This is a genomic window from Pantoea sp. y20, from assembly GCF_054903455.1.
In genome coordinates this window covers 135,329-151,646 of sequence record NZ_JBUBNJ010000003.1, presented here as the reverse complement: position 1 = coordinate 151,646, position 16,318 = coordinate 135,329, and the positions used below count along the sequence as shown (strand labels likewise).

At 54.9% G+C, this 16,318-nt stretch carries 17 protein-coding genes; all 17 read left to right on the top strand.

The genetic code is table 11. The features are described from left to right. The first annotated feature begins 47 nt into the window (after window positions 1-47). Window positions 48-1,979 carry a Qat anti-phage system ATPase QatA gene (qatA, locus tag ACYAC5_RS23915; RefSeq protein WP_462063459.1) on the top strand — a complete coding sequence of 644 codons (1,932 nt, stop codon included), beginning with the start codon at window positions 48-50 and terminating at the stop codon, window positions 1,977-1,979. Next, the gene (gene qatB, locus ACYAC5_RS23910) at window positions 1,979-2,803 is read left to right on the top strand and encodes a Qat anti-phage system associated protein QatB (protein ID WP_462063458.1); all 825 of its coding nucleotides are present in this window, start codon (window positions 1,979-1,981) and stop codon (window positions 2,801-2,803) included. Before qatA ends, qatB begins: the two co-directional genes overlap by 1 nt. Further along, window positions 2,800-4,173 carry a Qat anti-phage system QueC-like protein QatC gene (gene qatC / locus ACYAC5_RS23905; protein WP_462063457.1) on the top strand — a complete coding sequence of 458 codons (1,374 nt, stop codon included), beginning with the start codon at window positions 2,800-2,802 and terminating at the stop codon, window positions 4,171-4,173. The genes qatB and qatC overlap by 4 nt, the downstream gene beginning before the upstream one ends. Then, complete coding sequence (gene qatD, locus ACYAC5_RS23900) at window positions 4,170-4,967, top strand: Qat anti-phage system TatD family nuclease QatD (RefSeq protein ID WP_462063456.1); 798 nt, start codon at window positions 4,170-4,172, stop codon at window positions 4,965-4,967. The genes qatC and qatD overlap by 4 nt, the downstream gene beginning before the upstream one ends. A gap of 21 nt (window positions 4,968-4,988) precedes the next feature. Continuing rightward, a complete protein-coding gene (locus ACYAC5_RS23895; protein ID WP_462063455.1) occupies window positions 4,989-5,654 on the top strand; it encodes an HNH endonuclease in 666 nt (221 codons plus the stop codon). Window positions 5,655-6,584: 930 nt separating this feature from the next. Beyond that, on the top strand, window positions 6,585-6,920 hold the full coding sequence (locus ACYAC5_RS23890; RefSeq protein ID WP_462063454.1) for an integrative conjugative element protein, RAQPRD family: 336 nt from the start codon (window positions 6,585-6,587) through the stop codon (window positions 6,918-6,920). Further along, entirely contained in the window at window positions 6,920-7,162 is a 243-nt protein-coding gene (locus ACYAC5_RS23885; protein ID WP_462063453.1) for a TIGR03758 family integrating conjugative element protein, read from the top strand. Before ACYAC5_RS23890 ends, ACYAC5_RS23885 begins: the two co-directional genes overlap by 1 nt. Window positions 7,163-7,193: 31 nt before the next feature. Then, window positions 7,194-7,583 carry a TIGR03745 family integrating conjugative element membrane protein gene (locus tag ACYAC5_RS23880; protein ID WP_462063452.1) on the top strand — a complete coding sequence of 130 codons (390 nt, stop codon included), beginning with the start codon at window positions 7,194-7,196 and terminating at the stop codon, window positions 7,581-7,583. Between the two features lie 13 nt (window positions 7,584-7,596). Next, window positions 7,597-7,962 carry a TIGR03750 family conjugal transfer protein gene (locus tag ACYAC5_RS23875; RefSeq protein WP_337024505.1) on the top strand — a complete coding sequence of 122 codons (366 nt, stop codon included), beginning with the start codon at window positions 7,597-7,599 and terminating at the stop codon, window positions 7,960-7,962. After that, entirely contained in the window at window positions 7,959-8,615 is a 657-nt protein-coding gene (locus tag ACYAC5_RS23870; protein ID WP_462063451.1) for a PFL_4703 family integrating conjugative element protein, read from the top strand. The genes ACYAC5_RS23875 and ACYAC5_RS23870 overlap by 4 nt, the downstream gene beginning before the upstream one ends. Beyond that, the gene (locus ACYAC5_RS23865) at window positions 8,615-9,532 is read left to right on the top strand and encodes a TIGR03749 family integrating conjugative element protein (protein WP_462063450.1); all 918 of its coding nucleotides are present in this window, start codon (window positions 8,615-8,617) and stop codon (window positions 9,530-9,532) included. Before ACYAC5_RS23870 ends, ACYAC5_RS23865 begins: the two co-directional genes overlap by 1 nt. Further along, window positions 9,522-11,057, top strand: coding sequence for a TIGR03752 family integrating conjugative element protein (locus ACYAC5_RS23860; RefSeq protein WP_462063449.1), 1,536 nt, complete (start codon window positions 9,522-9,524; stop codon window positions 11,055-11,057). The genes ACYAC5_RS23865 and ACYAC5_RS23860 overlap by 11 nt, the downstream gene beginning before the upstream one ends. Window positions 11,058-11,068: 11 nt before the next feature. Continuing rightward, window positions 11,069-11,485, top strand: coding sequence for a TIGR03751 family conjugal transfer lipoprotein (locus ACYAC5_RS23855; protein ID WP_462063448.1), 417 nt, complete (start codon window positions 11,069-11,071; stop codon window positions 11,483-11,485). Continuing rightward, the gene (locus ACYAC5_RS23850) at window positions 11,485-14,346 is read left to right on the top strand and encodes a conjugative transfer ATPase (protein WP_462063447.1); all 2,862 of its coding nucleotides are present in this window, start codon (window positions 11,485-11,487) and stop codon (window positions 14,344-14,346) included. Before ACYAC5_RS23855 ends, ACYAC5_RS23850 begins: the two co-directional genes overlap by 1 nt. Then, window positions 14,343-14,738 (top strand): hypothetical protein, encoded by a 396-nt coding sequence (locus ACYAC5_RS23845; protein ID WP_462063446.1) that lies wholly within the window; start codon window positions 14,343-14,345, stop codon window positions 14,736-14,738. The genes ACYAC5_RS23850 and ACYAC5_RS23845 overlap by 4 nt, the downstream gene beginning before the upstream one ends. A 209-nt stretch (window positions 14,739-14,947) precedes the next feature. Beyond that, window positions 14,948-15,343 carry a TIGR03757 family integrating conjugative element protein gene (locus ACYAC5_RS23840; RefSeq protein ID WP_462063445.1) on the top strand — a complete coding sequence of 132 codons (396 nt, stop codon included), beginning with the start codon at window positions 14,948-14,950 and terminating at the stop codon, window positions 15,341-15,343. Then, window positions 15,343-16,317, top strand: a complete 975-nt coding sequence (locus tag ACYAC5_RS23835) for a TIGR03756 family integrating conjugative element protein (RefSeq protein ID WP_462063444.1) — start codon at window positions 15,343-15,345, stop codon at window positions 16,315-16,317. The genes ACYAC5_RS23840 and ACYAC5_RS23835 overlap by 1 nt, the downstream gene beginning before the upstream one ends. The last annotated feature ends 1 nt before the right edge of the window (window position 16,318 follow it).

Here is a 16,318-nt window from a genome sequence, read left to right as displayed (position 1 = left end):
GACAGGTGAGGTGTGGCTGCTTGCTTTAAGCATCCGGGAGAGAACACTTGTTTTTAAACGATCAGGAAACCGCCACTGACCTGCTGTATTACTCCGCTATCGCCAGCACGGTGGTCAGACTTATTGATGAAACGCCAGACGCTCCGATCACCGTTGGGGTGCATGGCGACTGGGGGGCGGGAAAATCCAGCGTGCTCAAGATGCTGGAAGTGGCCTGCAGTAAAAAGGATAAAACACACTGTATATGGTTTAACGGGTGGACATTTGAGGGTTTCGAGGACGCCAAGACTGTCATCATCGAGACCATCGTCGAAAATCTCGTGGCCGCACGACCGACGAGCGCTAAAGTGGCTGAGGCTGCGAAAAAAGTGCTTCGCCGTATTGACTGGCTGAAAATGGCCCGTAAGGCCGGGGGGCTGGCTTTTACGGCGTTCACTGGCATACCCACAATTGATCAATTGAAGGGTGTTTATGAACTGGCCACCCGCTTCCTGAGCGCACCACAGGAGCAACTTTCAGCAGCAGACCTAAAGGCGTTTGCTGAAAACGCGGGGAACTTCATTAAAGAGGCGGATGCCGATTCAAACACGCTGCCCAAACATATTCATGCCTTTCGTGAGGAGTTCCGGGCGCTGCTTGATGCTGCCGAGATTGAAAAGCTTGTTGTCATTGTCGACGACCTAGATCGCTGTTTGCCCAAAACTGCCATAGAAACGCTTGAAGCAATCCGCCTGTTCCTGTTCGTTGAGAAAACCGCATTTGTTATCGGTGCGGATGAAGCCATGATCGAGTATGCAGTAAAAGATCATTTCCCGGACCTACCCCAGAGTACCGGACCAGTAAGCTACGCCCGCAATTATCTTGAAAAGCTCATACAGGTTCCTTTCCGCATTCCCGCACTGGGAACGGCAGAAACAAGGATCTATACCACGCTGTTGCTGGTTGAAAATGCTCTTGGCCCGCAAAACGGCCAATTTAAAGCGTTACTCAGCAAGGCGCGCGAAGAGATGAAACGGCCCTGGATCAGCCGGGGACTTGACAGAGAAACGGTGATGTCAGCGTTGAACGGGCATATACCGGATGTCGTAGAACACGCGCTGCTGTTCAGCCTGCATGTCACCCCGATGCTCAGTTCGGGTACACATGGTAACCCCAGGCAGATTAAGCGTTTTCTCAACTCGATGATGCTGCGCCAGGCTATCGCAGATGAGAGAGGATTTGGTGATGATATTAAGCGTCCTGTGCTGGCGAAGATAATGCTTGCTGAGCGATTTTATCCCAACGTGTATGGAAAGCTTGTTCAGCTGGTTTCCAATCATCCCGAGGGTAAACCGGAGGCGCTGGCACAGTTTGAAACCCTGGCCAGGGGAGGGAAAGCGTCAACGGGGAGGGGCACTGAAAGCAAAGACGAAGCTCCAGAATCTGAAGATGTACAGAACTGGCTGAAGACAGACTGGGCGGTCAGATGGGCAAAATCTGAGCCGGCACTGTCCGGAGTGGATCTTCGTCCCTACGTGTTCGTCACTCGTGATAAGCACAGCACGTTGAGTCAGTTGACCGTTTCAGGTCATCTCGAACCGCTGATGGAAAAACTGCTCGGGCCGAAGATGGGAATGGTGAAAATCAAAGAGGATTTGGTGAAGCTGAATGCGCCGGATGCTGACGAATTGTTTGAGATGCTCAGCGAAAAACTGCTGCAGGAAGACAGCTTTGGACGCAGGCCCAAGGGGTTTGAAGGACTCGAATACCTTGTCGAAACGCAGCCGCACCTGCAGCGGAGACTCCTTGATTTTGCCCGACGCATTCCGCTTAAAAATGCCGGTGGGTGGCTTGCAACCCGTTTTGCGCTAAGCCTCACAGATACTGCACTGACAGAAGAATATTCAAAACTGGTTCAGGAATGGGCGAGTCAGGGTGAAAATCAGTCACTTTCAAAATCAGCTAAAGCAGCTCTCCAGTTATCGGGATATCAACACTAATGGGAACCTCAAAAGCATACGGGGGACCAGTTACTGGTCTGATCCCGGACTTCGTGGAAAATCCACCACCTCCAACCCTGCCACCTGCTGAACCTTCGGATGACAGTAATTCGGATATACCAGTCACGCCACCGGACTCGAGCGGTGCTGGGCCACTCAGAGTTCCTAAAGCAAACTTTACCCGCTATTCCCGCTCAGGGAGCCGCAGTGCTCTCGGCAAGGCGATCGCAGGGTATGTTCGAAATGGAATGGGGGGCGCAGGCCGCGCCAGCCGCCGTATGGGCTCTTCACGCACGGTGGCAGGAGGGCTGCTCGGGCTCATCAGTGATTTTCAGCAGAGTGGGGCCGCTCAGGCCCTTGAACGGTTTGATTTAGGAAACCTGACGGGGCAGTCTGCATCGGTAGCGCTCCTTTCACTCGTCGAATTTTTATGCCCCCCGGGTGGTTCGGTTGATGAGGGCGTGGCGCGGCAGGCAATGCTGGATACTATCGCGGATATGTCTGAAGCAGGAGAAGGAAGCTTTGAAGATCTGACGCCCGATCAGCTAAAGGAAGTCTTTATCGGTTTCGTGGTGCATTCAATTGAAGGCCGGATCATGGCGGATATTGGTAAAAATGGGATCAAACTACCTGATGACATCGACGCTATCGTCAGCATTCAGGAAGATTTGCATGATTTTGTGGAGGGGGCTACCCGTACTCAGCTCCGTGATGAATTAAGGGATCTTTCCGGGCTTTCAGGCGAGGCGGTCGACAGAAAGGTAGAGGAGATTTACACCGTGGCATTTGAATTGCTTGCCCGTGAAGGGGAGAGATCGGAATGAGTCACCATACATTAGTGGCCCGGCTGGGTACCGACGACAACGCGGATTTGCAACTCAGCCGACTCAGTACACATCTGACAGAACTCAATTTTCTCAAAGAGAATGGTACGCTGGCTTTCGGACTCGGGCAGGCGCTGAAGGGATTGAGGGATCTGGGCTTAACGCCGTCTGACGCATCTGTGGATCTGGCAATTCTGGCCGCAACTGTGACTGCGGCAGATACCCGTATTTCGCGAGGAAGTAACGCCCAGGATCTGTGGACACGTGAAATTGCCCTTTATGTTCCGGTTGCGACCCCGACGGTGTGGAACAGTCAGGCAGGATTACTGAGCCGGATGCTTAATTTTCTCACCGGCGATCGCTGGACGCTTCACTTTCGTTTGCGACCAGATATTGAGGATGGTCTCATCCAGCAATCTTCCGGTGAACGCCTGGTCAACCCGACGTCTGTCTGTCTCTTTTCTGGTGGGCTTGACAGTTTTATCGGTGCAATTGATTTAATTTCGAACGGGGGAAATCCCCTGCTTATCAGCCACTACTGGGATACCACTACAAGCATCTATCAGCAGAAGTGCGCTCAACTTCTGTCTGCACAGTATGGGCACGTATTCAGTCATGTGCGGGCACGCGTCGGATTCGAAAAAACCACGATTGAGGGAGAAGAGGGCGAAAACACGCTTCGCGGTCGCTCCTTCATGTTTTTCTCACTTGCAACGATGGCCGCAGACGCCCTAGAGGGGTCGGTCACAATTAACGTGCCTGAAAATGGTTTGATCTCATTAAACGTTCCTCTCGACCCGCTACGTGTTGGTGCATTGAGCACTCGTACAACGCATCCCTTTTATATGGCACGTTACAATGAATTACTGGACAACCTCGGTATCAATGCTCGCCTCGATAATCCTTATGCCTATAAAACCAAAGGCGAGATGGCTCTCCAGTGCAACGACCTGGCGTTTCTGAGGGAGCATGCCGGGGACACCATGTCTTGTTCATCGCCGCAGAGCACGCGCTGGGATCCCGCACTTAACGATCAACAATCCACACACTGCGGCCGCTGCGTTCCATGCCTAATCAGACGTGCGTCATTATTTACAGCCTTCGGTACAGACGATACGATTTACCGTATCCCCGATCTACGCAGTCGGGTACTTGACAGCACCAGACCAGAAGGCGAACACGTCCGTGCATTTCAGTTTGCGCTAAAGAAGCTCATTCGTTCACCGGGTCGGGCAAGGTTTGATATCCATAAACCCGGACCGCTCAACGATTATCCCGACCGCCTGGCCGACTACGAGGGGGTTTATCTGAGAGGAATGGGAGAGGTAGCGCGTTTACTGAGCGGTGTAATAACGAGGCCCCTTACATGACATCCGCAGGACAGAAATCGGTTCCTCTATGGGTCGATTTTCACTGTCATCTTGATTTATACCCGGACCATGCTGAACTTATCCACGAATGTGACCGGGCACGTGTCGCCACGCTGGCGGTGACGACTACGCCCAAGGCTTGGATGCGGAATCGCGAATTAACTGCCGACTCTTCTCACGTTCGCGTCGCACTCGGTCTTCATCCCCAGTTGATTGCTGAACGTGAAAAGGAGGTAGCATTGCTGGAGCGCTATCTTCCTTCCGCACGTTACGTGGGGGAAATCGGGCTGGATGCGGGACCGCGGTTTTATCGCAGCTTTGAGGCTCAAGAGCGGGTTTTTGCGCGTATTCTGCACGCCTGTACCGAGCAGGGTGATAAGATCCTCAGTATTCATAGCGTTCGCGCTGCGGGCAAAGTCCTGGGGCATCTGGAAAACACCAGAATCACGGAAAATTGCAAAGCTGTCCTGCATTGGTTTACTGGAAGTGTTTCCGAGGCGCGGCGGGCGGTGGAGCTTGGGTGTTACTTCTCTGTGAACGAAGCGATGATGCGGTCTCCCAGACATCGCAAACTGGTTTCACTGTTGCCTTTTGATCGCATCCTGACGGAGACAGACGGACCATTTGTGCTGCATGAAGATCAAGCTCTCCGCCCACGTGATGTGTCGCGAACGGTGCATGAAATTGCGCTCGTCCACCAGTATTCTGATGCGGATGCCGCCTTGAGAATTCTCCATAATCTTCGTTCCCTGGTTACCAGCAGCGCGCTTCGTGCACAAAAGCCTCAGACCTGACAGAATTACAAAGCGAGCCGAATGGACCTATTAACTGATATCAAAAAAGTCAAACCTCTGCCCCACGAACAGGTACTCAGGCATGTCGTACATAAAATAAGAAATAATTACTCTGATAAGTGGCTTCTGGATATTTGCAATAAACAGGGTACCCGAGACATTGTCATGGACTATTTTCGTCGGGGGGTCATCGACGGCTTAAAGGGATATCCCCGGAACAGTTACTACCCTCCAAGGCTGACTATTGAGCTGGTTCCGCGCTCAAGCTGGTTCAATAATGTCAGAAGTGAAGTGACTTCAAAACAGTGGAATGCCCTGAAGAAGAAAACCGCTAAAGCGGCCAACTATTGTTGTGAAATATGCGGTGGAAAAGGACAGCAATGGCCCGTGGAATGCCACGAAATATGGCATTACGATGAGGATGCCCAACTGCAGTTGCTTGCAGGGCTCATATCACTATGCCCCTCCTGCCATGAAGTAAAGCACATCGGGCTTACGGAACTTAAGGGAAAACGCGATGAGGCCACCGCTCATCTGGCGATTGTTAACGGCTGGTCACTTGCAGGGGCGGATGATTATATTGAGCACTCTTTTGACATCTGGCGCCATCGTTCCGAACTGCCCTGGCAGGTTGATATTTCCTGGCTCGAAGGGGAGGGTATCAGGCTGTATTCAGAAACGAGTTAGCCGCATGAACAGTTCGATCTGGATCTCAGACCGGCACCTCCAGACACTCCCGCTCCCCCGGCTGCTCCTGCAGTAGAACACAGCGCAGGTGATACGCAAGCGCCTACGGTACCCCTTTCTTCAACGCCCGCTATTCAAATCCATTCATCGCCGCTTTATGAGCCGGAATCTCAAAAACCAACCGGAAAAACCTCATGGTGTTCCAGGTTATATACCCTGATGCGTCTGAGTTTGAAAACCCTCCGCAATCAATGGTGATTTCTGAATTTCACCTTCAGCTCGGAGTGGGTAACAATGGCAAGCTCACTTGACGCGAAACGTATGCTCTGGAGTGTCTGCCTGTTATTCAGCGAAGTATTTTAATACCCTGACTCCCTTACACGGGGATGGGCACCGCTGACTCTCCGGCAACGTGACTCATTTAAGGGCGGGGTGAATATTTTTACAATACGATTGGTCCTGTAATGGCTATGCGGATACCGAAAGCCAGTCCGGCCAGGGTGTCCATCGCCAGATAACGCCAATAGCGTCAATATAGATGTCATGGATCTGGTACTGCGCAAACCTTCCACACATAGACTCTACCCGTGTATACAGGATAGCTGTCTACGCATGCTGTCCTACCTAAAATCAGCCAGCGAATCCTTTTTTTAATTTTTATGCGGTAATCAATTTAATGCTCTCCTGTTTTCGACATCGGAGCTGGACGGAGGCAGCTGAAAATAGCTTTCAGCTGCCGGCCGTCAGCAGGCAAGGCGCATAGCGCCGCGTCAGCATCATATTTTAGTTAAACAGACACAATGATCTTGAACCTCTCCCTCAGCATTCGCGCTGAGCTCTAAATTTTTATTTTTCAAAAAAGAGTTAACGGCTGAACCCGACGCAGGGATTTCGCATGCTTACCGCACTCAACCACCACTGGAGGTGCATATGAAATCTCTCTGTCCGGCAACACGACTTCTGTTTTGCGGCGGCGTGCTGGGCCTGATCACACTCGCATCCTCTCCAGCATCTGCATCTGAGAAAGACGAGCTGGCTTCCGCACAGCGGATGATCGTCCAGGTGCAGGCTTCCCTAGAACGGGCGCGGGTTGCCGCAGCACAGGCTGACCCATCGGAGCGTGGCCGCTATTTCTTCGATTACCAGCGGGCAAACAGCGACCTGAAAACGATCAGTGCCGGCATTGACCGTTATTCAGAACCCACGCGTGCTCAGCCGCGTGATTTATCAGGTGTGGCGGGAAATTACCGCCGGGAGCGCCCCTGATGGCGATGACCGCTGCACAGGAAGCCGCCTTTAAAGCGTCTTCGGGAAATATTGAACCGAACCTGCTGCACCTACTCTGTCTCGGGCTGCTGGTTGGCTTTCTTTTCTTCTGGGCAGCATGGGCAATCGTTGACGTTTACTCAGGCTGGACCAGTCAGCGGCTGAAAGAAGGTGCCATGGGCAGAGCCATTGTCCGCTCAGTTTTGTTGTTAGTCGTCAGTATCTGGATGTTTTGCAGTTAACCCTTAACCCCCTCTATTTACAGGTGAAATCATGTCTAAATTTGTATCTGCAGTAAACCGCGCAACCGCCAAAGCCAAATCAACCTGGGCGCGTATTCTGACGGCCGGCATGTTAAGTGCCGTGGCCGCTAAACCGGCTTTAGCCGATTTACCAACCGTGGAAGGTCCAACCTCCAGCGGTACGGGCACGGGGCTGATGGGCACGCTCAGCGGTCACGTACAGGATGGCCTGGTTCTGGGGGGCCTGGTGTTATGTGCATTCGCATTCTTCAAAGTGGCGGAAGCGGGCCTTGTTACCTTCGGTGAAGTGCGTAATGACCGCGCATCCTGGACTAAATTCGGCTCCATTGTTGTCGTCGGCGTGGTGATGCTGGTTGCGGTTATCTGGTTGCTGGGCAAGTCCGCAGAAGTCATCGCGTAAGGCTGATATCCCGATGGCGACCATTAAATTCTTACCGGATCGCCTGAACGCTGAGCCCGTCGTATTTCGGGGGTTTAATACCCCCGAATTAGGGCTGGCGGCGCTGACTGGCGTGTTATCCGGCTTCGTACTTTCACTGCCCTTCGCCTTCCTGTTTGGCTGGCTTGCTATTCCAACCGGCACGCTGCTCTTTCCCCTCGTTTTTATTGCTTTTGGCGGTAAATGGCTCGCCAGCAAAAAAAGGGGAAAACCGGAAAATTATCTCTGGCAGCAATTTGAACTGAAAAAGTGCCGTATGGGGCTGGGCGATATCAGTTTAATCATTCACTCGCGGGGCTGGTCCCTGCAACGCAGCAAAAACCTCAGGAGTAGCAAATGAGTCGTTTTCGCCACGCGGTTAAGGGCCGCGATCAGCATATTTTCACCCTGCGGGCGGCGTGCGTCGTGTTGCTGCTCTTACTGGTGACCGCAATGGGCGGCTGGATGAGAGCGCCTGAAAAGCTGACCATCCATAACCCGCCAGACCTGCGCAAAGGGAGTACGCGCCCGTGGTGGGAGATTCCGCCGCCAACCGTTTATGGCTTCGCGTATTACATCTTCCAGCAGCTCAACGCCTGGCCTAAGAACGGTAAGGCGGATTATCCCGCCCGCATTCAGTCGCTCTCAGCGTATCTGACGCCGCAGTGCAAAGCGTTTCTTGAGGAGGACGCAAAGGTACGTGGTGAAAAAAATGAGCTCACCGATCGTGTCCGCGTTGTGTACGAAATTCCCGGGCGCGGCTATTCCGGTGACAGCGTGAAGGTTATCGATCGCGACAACTGGACCGTGAAACTCGATCTTGTTGCTGATGAATATTACCTCACCGAACCAGTAAAACGCGCCATGGTGCGTTATCCCTTGAAAGTCGTGCGCTGGGACGGTGACTCTGAAACAAATCCGTTTGGCATGGCGCTGGACTGCTACGAAGGTATTCCGCAACGCCTGTCTGCCGCGCCTGAAGAACCCATACAGAAGAATAAGGGGATGTTCTGATGACGCCATCATTTACCCTCAGCCCTCGCGCCTGCCTTGTCGCGCTGTCATTTTCACTGCTGCCGGCGGTCGCAATGCATGCCTCGCCGGCACAGGCCGATGAACTGATGAAATGGGAACGCGTGCCGTTACAGATACCGCTGAAAACTGGTCAGGAGCGCGTGATCTTCGTTGATAAAAACGTGCGCGTCGGGTTTCCCCCGGCGCTGAACGGCAAGCTGCGCGTGCAGAGCACCGGCGGCGCGGTGTATCTCAAAGCTGACAGTGAATTTCCGCAAACCCGCCTGCAGCTGCAGGATATGGAGAGCGGTGAAGTGATCCTGCTCGACGTGCGCACGACCGCTGCCGCGTCTGCCGAACCGGTTAAAATCATTTACAGTGGTGACGTCAGCACGGTCAGCAGCGCAGCAGGCAACACCGGTGAGAAATCCGGCGGGGAGCGCAGCACCCAGCAGACGAAACGCAAAAAAGCCAGCTATAAGGCCCCCATTCCGGTCCTACTGACGCGCTATGCAGCCCAGAACCTCTATGCACCGGTACGCACCGTTGAAGCCGTACCGGGAATACACCCTGTTAATCCGCACCTGCCATCACGCATCACCACGCTGTACCCCTCCGCACCTGTGACCGTGTCACCGGTTGCCGGCTGGGGTGTGGCAGGGCGCACCGTTGTTGCTCTCCGGATCCGCAACAGTTCTTCCAGTAAAGTGATTCTGGATCCGCGTGAGTTGCAGGGCCAGTTTGTCACGGCCACTTTTCAGCATCGCTGGCTGGGTGCAGCCGGTACGCCTGAGGATACCACCACGCTCTACCTCGTCACGTCAGGCCGTCCCGATGACGCTTTTGTGCGTGAGCCGTCCACTGTCCGCAAGGCGACTTCCCGTCCGGCTCAGAAGGTGATCCGTTATGAAAATTAAGTCAAACGGGCTGGTCAAAGTGCTGGTGCCGGCCATTCTGGTCGGGGGCGGCTTTATTGCTCTGAAAAGCTATAACAGTAAGCCGCAGGAGCCCGCTGCGCAGGCAGCCCATGCGCAGACTGACGATGCGCTGAAGAACCTTTCACCCCAGGAGCTCAAGGCGCTCGGCATCGAGGGCGACACCCCACAGGATACGCTGAAAACCATCGTTGGCTCGCTTAACGCCGTCCGTCAGCAGCAGGATTCACTCAACAAGCAGAATGCAAGGCTGCTGGACGAAAATGAAAAGCTTCGTGAGCGCAATACCAACGTGTCCGATCAGGTAAATGAAGCCGTGCAGGGAGTGGAAAAAAATTACCACGAGCGTGAGAACCAGATGCGTCAGCAGCAGAACGTCCTGACGTCAAAATTCAACGAGCTGACAAATAAACTGCAGAATGCCGGCAAAGGTCTTGCCGACAAGGCCAAAGGCCAGGACGGCGATATTCCGCTGGGGCTCGGTCTCGACGGCATGGGGGTCGGCGGCGGAAGTGCCCCGGCCTCCGGCAGCGATGGCCTGATGTGGGTGACGCCGCAGGACAGCCCCGCCCCCTCCTCAGCACAAAACAACGGCAGTGCTGGAAATAGCGCCGGAGAGTCCCGATTCCCGACGTCCTTTCTCAGCGAAAACGCCCTGACAAAACAGAAAGCCAGCTACGAGCAGCAGGTCAAGGGCTCGACGGCTGAAAAAGGCGCTGAAGACGTAGCCGAACCGGTTTATACGTTGCCTGAAAACTCCACGCTCATCGGCAGTCGTGCGATGACGGCGCTGCTCGGCCGTGTGCCGATTAATGGCACCGTCACCGACCCGTATCCGTTCAAGGTACTGATTGGCAAAGACAACCTTACGGCCAACGGCATCGAGCTGCCGGACGTGGAGGGGGCAATCGTCTCCGGCACCGCCTCCGGTGACTGGACCCTGTCCTGCGTTCGCGGGCAGGTCAACAGCGTCACGTTTGTGTTCACCGATGGCACGGTACGTACTCTGCCGAAGCCTGAACGCAGCGGCGAAGGAGGCAATAACAGCAACCAGAACGGCGGAAAAGAAACCGGTACCAGCGGCGGCATCGGCTGGATTTCAGATGAAAACGGCATCCCCTGCATCTCCGGCACGCGCAAATCGAATGCCTCAAGCTATCTGCCAACGATCGGGCTGCTGGGTGCAGCAGGCGCGGCGGGTGACGCCATCGGTCAGAACCAGATGACAAGCCAGACAAACGCCTACGGCGGCGTGACCTCTACGCTGACCGGCGACGCCGGGCAGGCCGTGCTGGGCAAGGCGATTTCAGGCAGCTCTGATGAAATCACCGAGTGGGTCAAACAGCGTTACGGCCAGACGTTTGACGCAATTTACGTGCAGCCGGGGGCGAAACTGGCCGTACACATTACCCGCGAGCTGGCGATCGACTACGAAGATAAAGGCCGTCGGGTGCGATATGACTTTACCCTGCCAGGCGAAGACGGCAGCACCGGCGGACTGGACTGAGGAGAATGACCATGAGTATGACTGCAAGATTTGGGGTTTTACTGATGTTTGCCGCAAGCCTGCTTGCCGGCTGTTCCACGAACAAAGATGAAATGCTGCCGCCTGGCAACAGCAATATGCTGGAGTTGTGGAAAGGCACCGACGGTGAATCGGGAGCGACACGCGGCATTGAAGCCCGCAGCACGCTGCGCCGTGGGCTTTCGGACAGCGAGCAGCAGGCCGCGCTCAGCAATGACCGGAGCTACAGCCGCACGCAGGAATCCGAAATCAGCCAGCAGTTTCCGCGCCTGCCTAACCCTGACATGGTGATGTACGTGTTCCCGCATCTGGCGCAGGGTAACATTCCCGTGCCGGGTTACAGCACCGTTTTCCCGTTCTATGACCAGACGCAGTACGCCATGCCAGGTGAACGTATGGAGGCCCTGTAATGTTTGGACTCTTTAAAGGGAAATCAGCCAGTAAGCCCGCTCATCTTTCCGACGTCTCTGAGCAGACCGGCCCGGAGCCGGTTACACGTCCGGGTAAGATGTCACAGTCTGATGAAAAGCGCGTTTACGCGCACAATCCATCCATTGTGGACTATCTGCCTTGGGCAGAGTTTCTGGATGAAGAGCAGTGTCTGCTGCTCGATGACGGGATATCCGTGGGTGCCGTGTATGAAGTGACGCCGGCGGCAACCGAAGGCCGTCCGGATGAGCGCCTGGAGCAGATCCGCGACGTGGTGGAAGATGCGCTGCAGGACAGCTTTGACGACCTGGCGAACAACCCCTGGCTTGTTCAGTTCTTCTGCCAGGATGAAAATCACGTTGATGCCTGCCTTGACCGTCTGCGCGGTTACGTCAAACCGCACGCGCAGGACAGTGAATTTACGGAAGCCTGGCTTAAAGAAACGGAACAGCACCTGCGCGGCATTGCCCGCCCTGAAGGGTTGTTTGAAGACAAGCTGATCACCGGCCAGCCGTGGCGCGGTCAGCAGCGACGCACGCGCATGGTGATATACCGCTGGGCGACCAAAAACAGCGGTGATTTAATGTCACCGGTTGGCATGTTGAATCAGGCGTGTGACCGGCTCTGCAGCGCGTTCTCCAGCGTGAACATCGTCTGCACCCGTCAGAATGGCCTGCAGGTACACTCCTGGCTGCTACGGATGTTCAATCCTGCCCCTGAAAGCATGGACAAAGAAGCCTTTTACCGTGCAGCCGCCTATCACGATAGCCGCGACACGCCTGCAGGCATGATCCCGACGGAGAATGACTTTGCAGAAACCCTGCTGTTCACACCTCCGCGTTCTGACGTGGAAAACGGCGTGTGGTGGCTGGACAACATTGCGCACTCCGCCATTTCCGTTGAGCGCCTGCGTAAGCCGCCTGAGCCCGGCACGCTCACCGGCGAAAAGAGTCGCGGAGAAAAGAAAATTAATGCCCTGATGGATACGTTTCCTGAAGGCACCATGCTGTGCATGACGGTTGTTGCTGAGCCGCAGGATACGCTGGAGGAGAAGTTTAACCGCCTGGCGAAAAACGCCATCGGTGAAAATACCGAGTCCGGCCGCGTCCGCCAGGACGTTGCAGCGGTTAAAGAGCTGCTGGGTAACCGCCACAAACTGTATCGCGCGGCCATCACCTTCTTTCTGCGGGCAAAAGATATGCCCGAAATGAACCGTAAGCGTATTGAGCTCAGCACCGTACTGCTGAACGAAGGGCTGCAGCCGGTTCGCGCGGAGCATGATACCGGTCCGCTGAACACCTGGCTGCGGGCGTTGCCGATGTGCTTTAACCCGCAGCACGACAAGAAAAACTGGTATACCCGGCTGACCTGGGTCCAGCATATTGCTGGGCTCCTGCCCGTCACCGGCCGCGAGACGGGGACCGGCAATCCCGGATTCAGCTTTTTCAACCGTGGCGGCGACGTGCTGGACTTTGATCCACTGAACAAAGACGACCGCTCTCAGAACGCACACATGCTGCTGTTCGGACCTACGGGTGCAGGTAAATCAGCCACGCTCTGCTCAATGCTCTGTCAGCTGATGGCGGTTCACCGCCCGCGCCTGTTTATCGCGGAAGCCGGTAACAGCTTCGGGCTGACCGCCGACTACTTCGAGAGTCTGGGCCTGACGGTCAATAAGGTCAGCGTCAAACCCAGCAGCGGTGTGTCACTGCCGCCTTTTGCAGACGCGCATAAGCTGTTTGACAGCGACGCGCCCGCGCCGGCGATTAATGAGTGCGATCTGCCGGATATTGAAGACGACCCGGAAGATGATGAAAACGGCAAGCGTGACATTCTGGGCGAAATGGAAATTTCTGCCCGAATGATGATCACCGGCGGTGACCCAAAGGAAGATGCCGCGCTGAAACGTGCCGACCGCGCCATGATCCGCGAAGCGCTGATCATGGCCGCACGCAAAACCCTGGACGAAGGTCGGCAGATGCTGCCGGGTGATCTGCAGAATGCGCTCAACACCATCTCAGTGGAGTCTGAGAACCAAAGCGGACAGGTGCGTAACGAATCCCGCCGGGCAAAAGCAGCTGAAATGGCCGAGTCGCTCGGTATGTTTACGCAGCAGGGCAGCTTTGAAGCTGAACTGTTCAACCAGGAAGGTTCTCTCTGGCCGGAGGCTGACGTGACGCTGATTGACTTGGCGCACCTTGCCCGCGAAGGATACGAAGCGCAGATGGCGCTGACCATGGTGTCGCTGACAAACACCATTAACAATATAGCCGAGCGGGATCAATACCTTGAACGCGATATTGTTTTTACCGTGGATGAGGCGCACGTTGTGACGGTTAATCCACTCCTAGCGCCCTATATGACCAAAGTGGTTAAGATGTGGCGAAAGTTGGGTGCCTGGCTCTGGCTTGCCACGCAGAACCTTGAGGATTACCCGAACGCTGCAGGCAAGATGCTGAACATGGCAGAATGGTGGATCTGCCTGACGATGCCGAAAAAAGAGGTGGAAGATATCGCCCGTTTCCGGACGCTTTCAGAGGAGCAAAAAGCTGTGCTGCTTTCCGCCAGCAAGCTCTCACGATGCTACACCGAAGGGGTTGTGCTCTCGAAAAAAATTGAAGCGCTGTTCCGTGCCGTGCCGCCCAGCCTTTACCTTGCGCTCGGGATGACGGAGAAAGAAGAGAAGGCCGAACGCAAAGCGCTGATGCGTAAACATAACTGTTCTGAGCTGGATGCTGCGATTCTGATCGCGAAAAAACTGGATCGTCTGCGTGGACTGATGACGGCTGACGCGGCTGGGATGCCTGAAAACAACTATAAGAGAGAGATGCTCACCGCATGATTAAGCTCAAGTATGCGCAACCTGTGACCCAGCGGCCTGCGCCGGATGAAACGCCTCTCCCGGTCATGTTCAGCCTGCATCCGCAGGGTGAACCTGCGATGACAGCCACGACCTCTGAGCGTCTGGCAGCACTAGAAAATGCGCTGAGGTCACGGCTGCAGCCACCGGTCACGATCACCTGTAACCCGCATCGTATCGGTAAGAGCAATTGTGTTTCAGTGCATTTTGAGGACAGCAGGGGTAAACGTGCGGACATTCTGCTGACGCAGGAAGGCCGCGCCGGACTCCCTCTTGATCATGAGTTTGATTCGCCGCGCTGGTATGTGAACGTACCAGATGCCGCAGACATGATTTTTTTGATCCTCTGGCTTAATGATCTATTCAAAGATTAAGCAAACCTTCATTATTCCCGGCTCTCTGAGCCGGTTTTTTTATAAAGTATGACCTTCATCCCGCTTATCCATACCCTACCTCTCTTAGCAACACTCAGATATCAACAGCCTCACATCAGAAATTTTTAAATTCCAAAAAAGAGTTTACGGCTGAATCTCTTTACACGCACTGCCACTCTGACGGCCTGTTACCGTGACGGAGATCCGCTATGCGACTCAGGCTTTTGCAATCACTTTTTCTGTTTATACCGTTTCAGCTGATGGCCGGCACCGCTGTTTATACCAATGCTGAACACCCTCCTCAGAATCTGACTGACGATGTATCGGTTGTCTGGCTTGATGGCCCCGACCGCCTGCAGGATTCAATTTTCGGCAAACTGCCGACAAATTCCCAATTGGCCGCTCAGCAGGCCCGCGAAATCATCCAGTCGCCGCAATGGCCCGGCCAGCAGGCGCAGATTGCTCAGGCGTACCGGCAGGTCGTTCATGCCTGGGAAATCGGACTGCATAAATATCCTGCCGTCGTTTTCGATGATCGGGACGTGGTTTATGGCACCGCCGACGTAGCCCGTGCCGTCACGCTGCGCAAACACGGGGGCAATTGATGAACTTCGCCCTCAAAAATCAACTGAATGCGGCCGGTGTTGCCGCCGTACTCGCCGTTGCGGCGGCTCCTGCAACGGTTTCCGCCATTAATACTGCCGCCATTATTGCCAGCGCCATTACCCAGGACTGTATCAGCTGGCGCGTCAGCGGCATCTGCTACTGGCTGATGTGTACGCCGTTTGGCTGTTCAGTGAAAACCTCAGTGAAGGTGACGCACTTCATCCCCGAGGTGGTGGTCTCTACCTACACCGGGCCGGGGGGAAATCCCTGGACTCAAATGGCGTTTATGAGCGGTGCGTCCGGTACGGTAGACAACGCTCTGACAAGCGGAGCGCCGGCTGGAGGCGGTAATGCCGGCGACATCAAAGATCCGGGTCGTCGTAAGTCCAACATCAAATTTAAGTACGCAGATGCAATTGGTCACCCTGCAACGTCAGTAATTGGCGGCAGCATCGCGGGTTATTCGTGTGACACAGCGGCCACGCCGTTTAATCCCTACTTTCTGAGCACACTAGACTCACTTGTCTGGCGTTCGGGATTGCCTGAGTCCCTTTATCCGGAGGCGCTGGTTCCCGGTCAGCGCGAACTGGGCAGTCAGGCCAGCGCCAATATGTGGGGGAATATTTATCCCCGCTCAGGCTTCGTCAGCCAGACCGATGACGACAAAGCATCAGCTGTTGTCGCGCAGCGTGTCGCCGACATTATCACCCGTTCAGGCCAGCCCCACGTTTATCAGGTACTGAAAGGTACGCACAAGGCGGGGTACTGGCCGCCGGGAGAGGTGAAAGAAAACACGGGCACGGCCAATCATAAATGGCAGCGCCTGTCTCCCACACTTTCCGCTTCCTGCGCCGTTTTCCCGGACGGCGCTTATCCTATCGCTCAGGACGGCAACGAAGCGTACGCACTCTGGCAGCCCTACAGCTGCTGCAAGCGACGCGGCCAGACCTTCCTCTATTCTACTGATTTCTGAG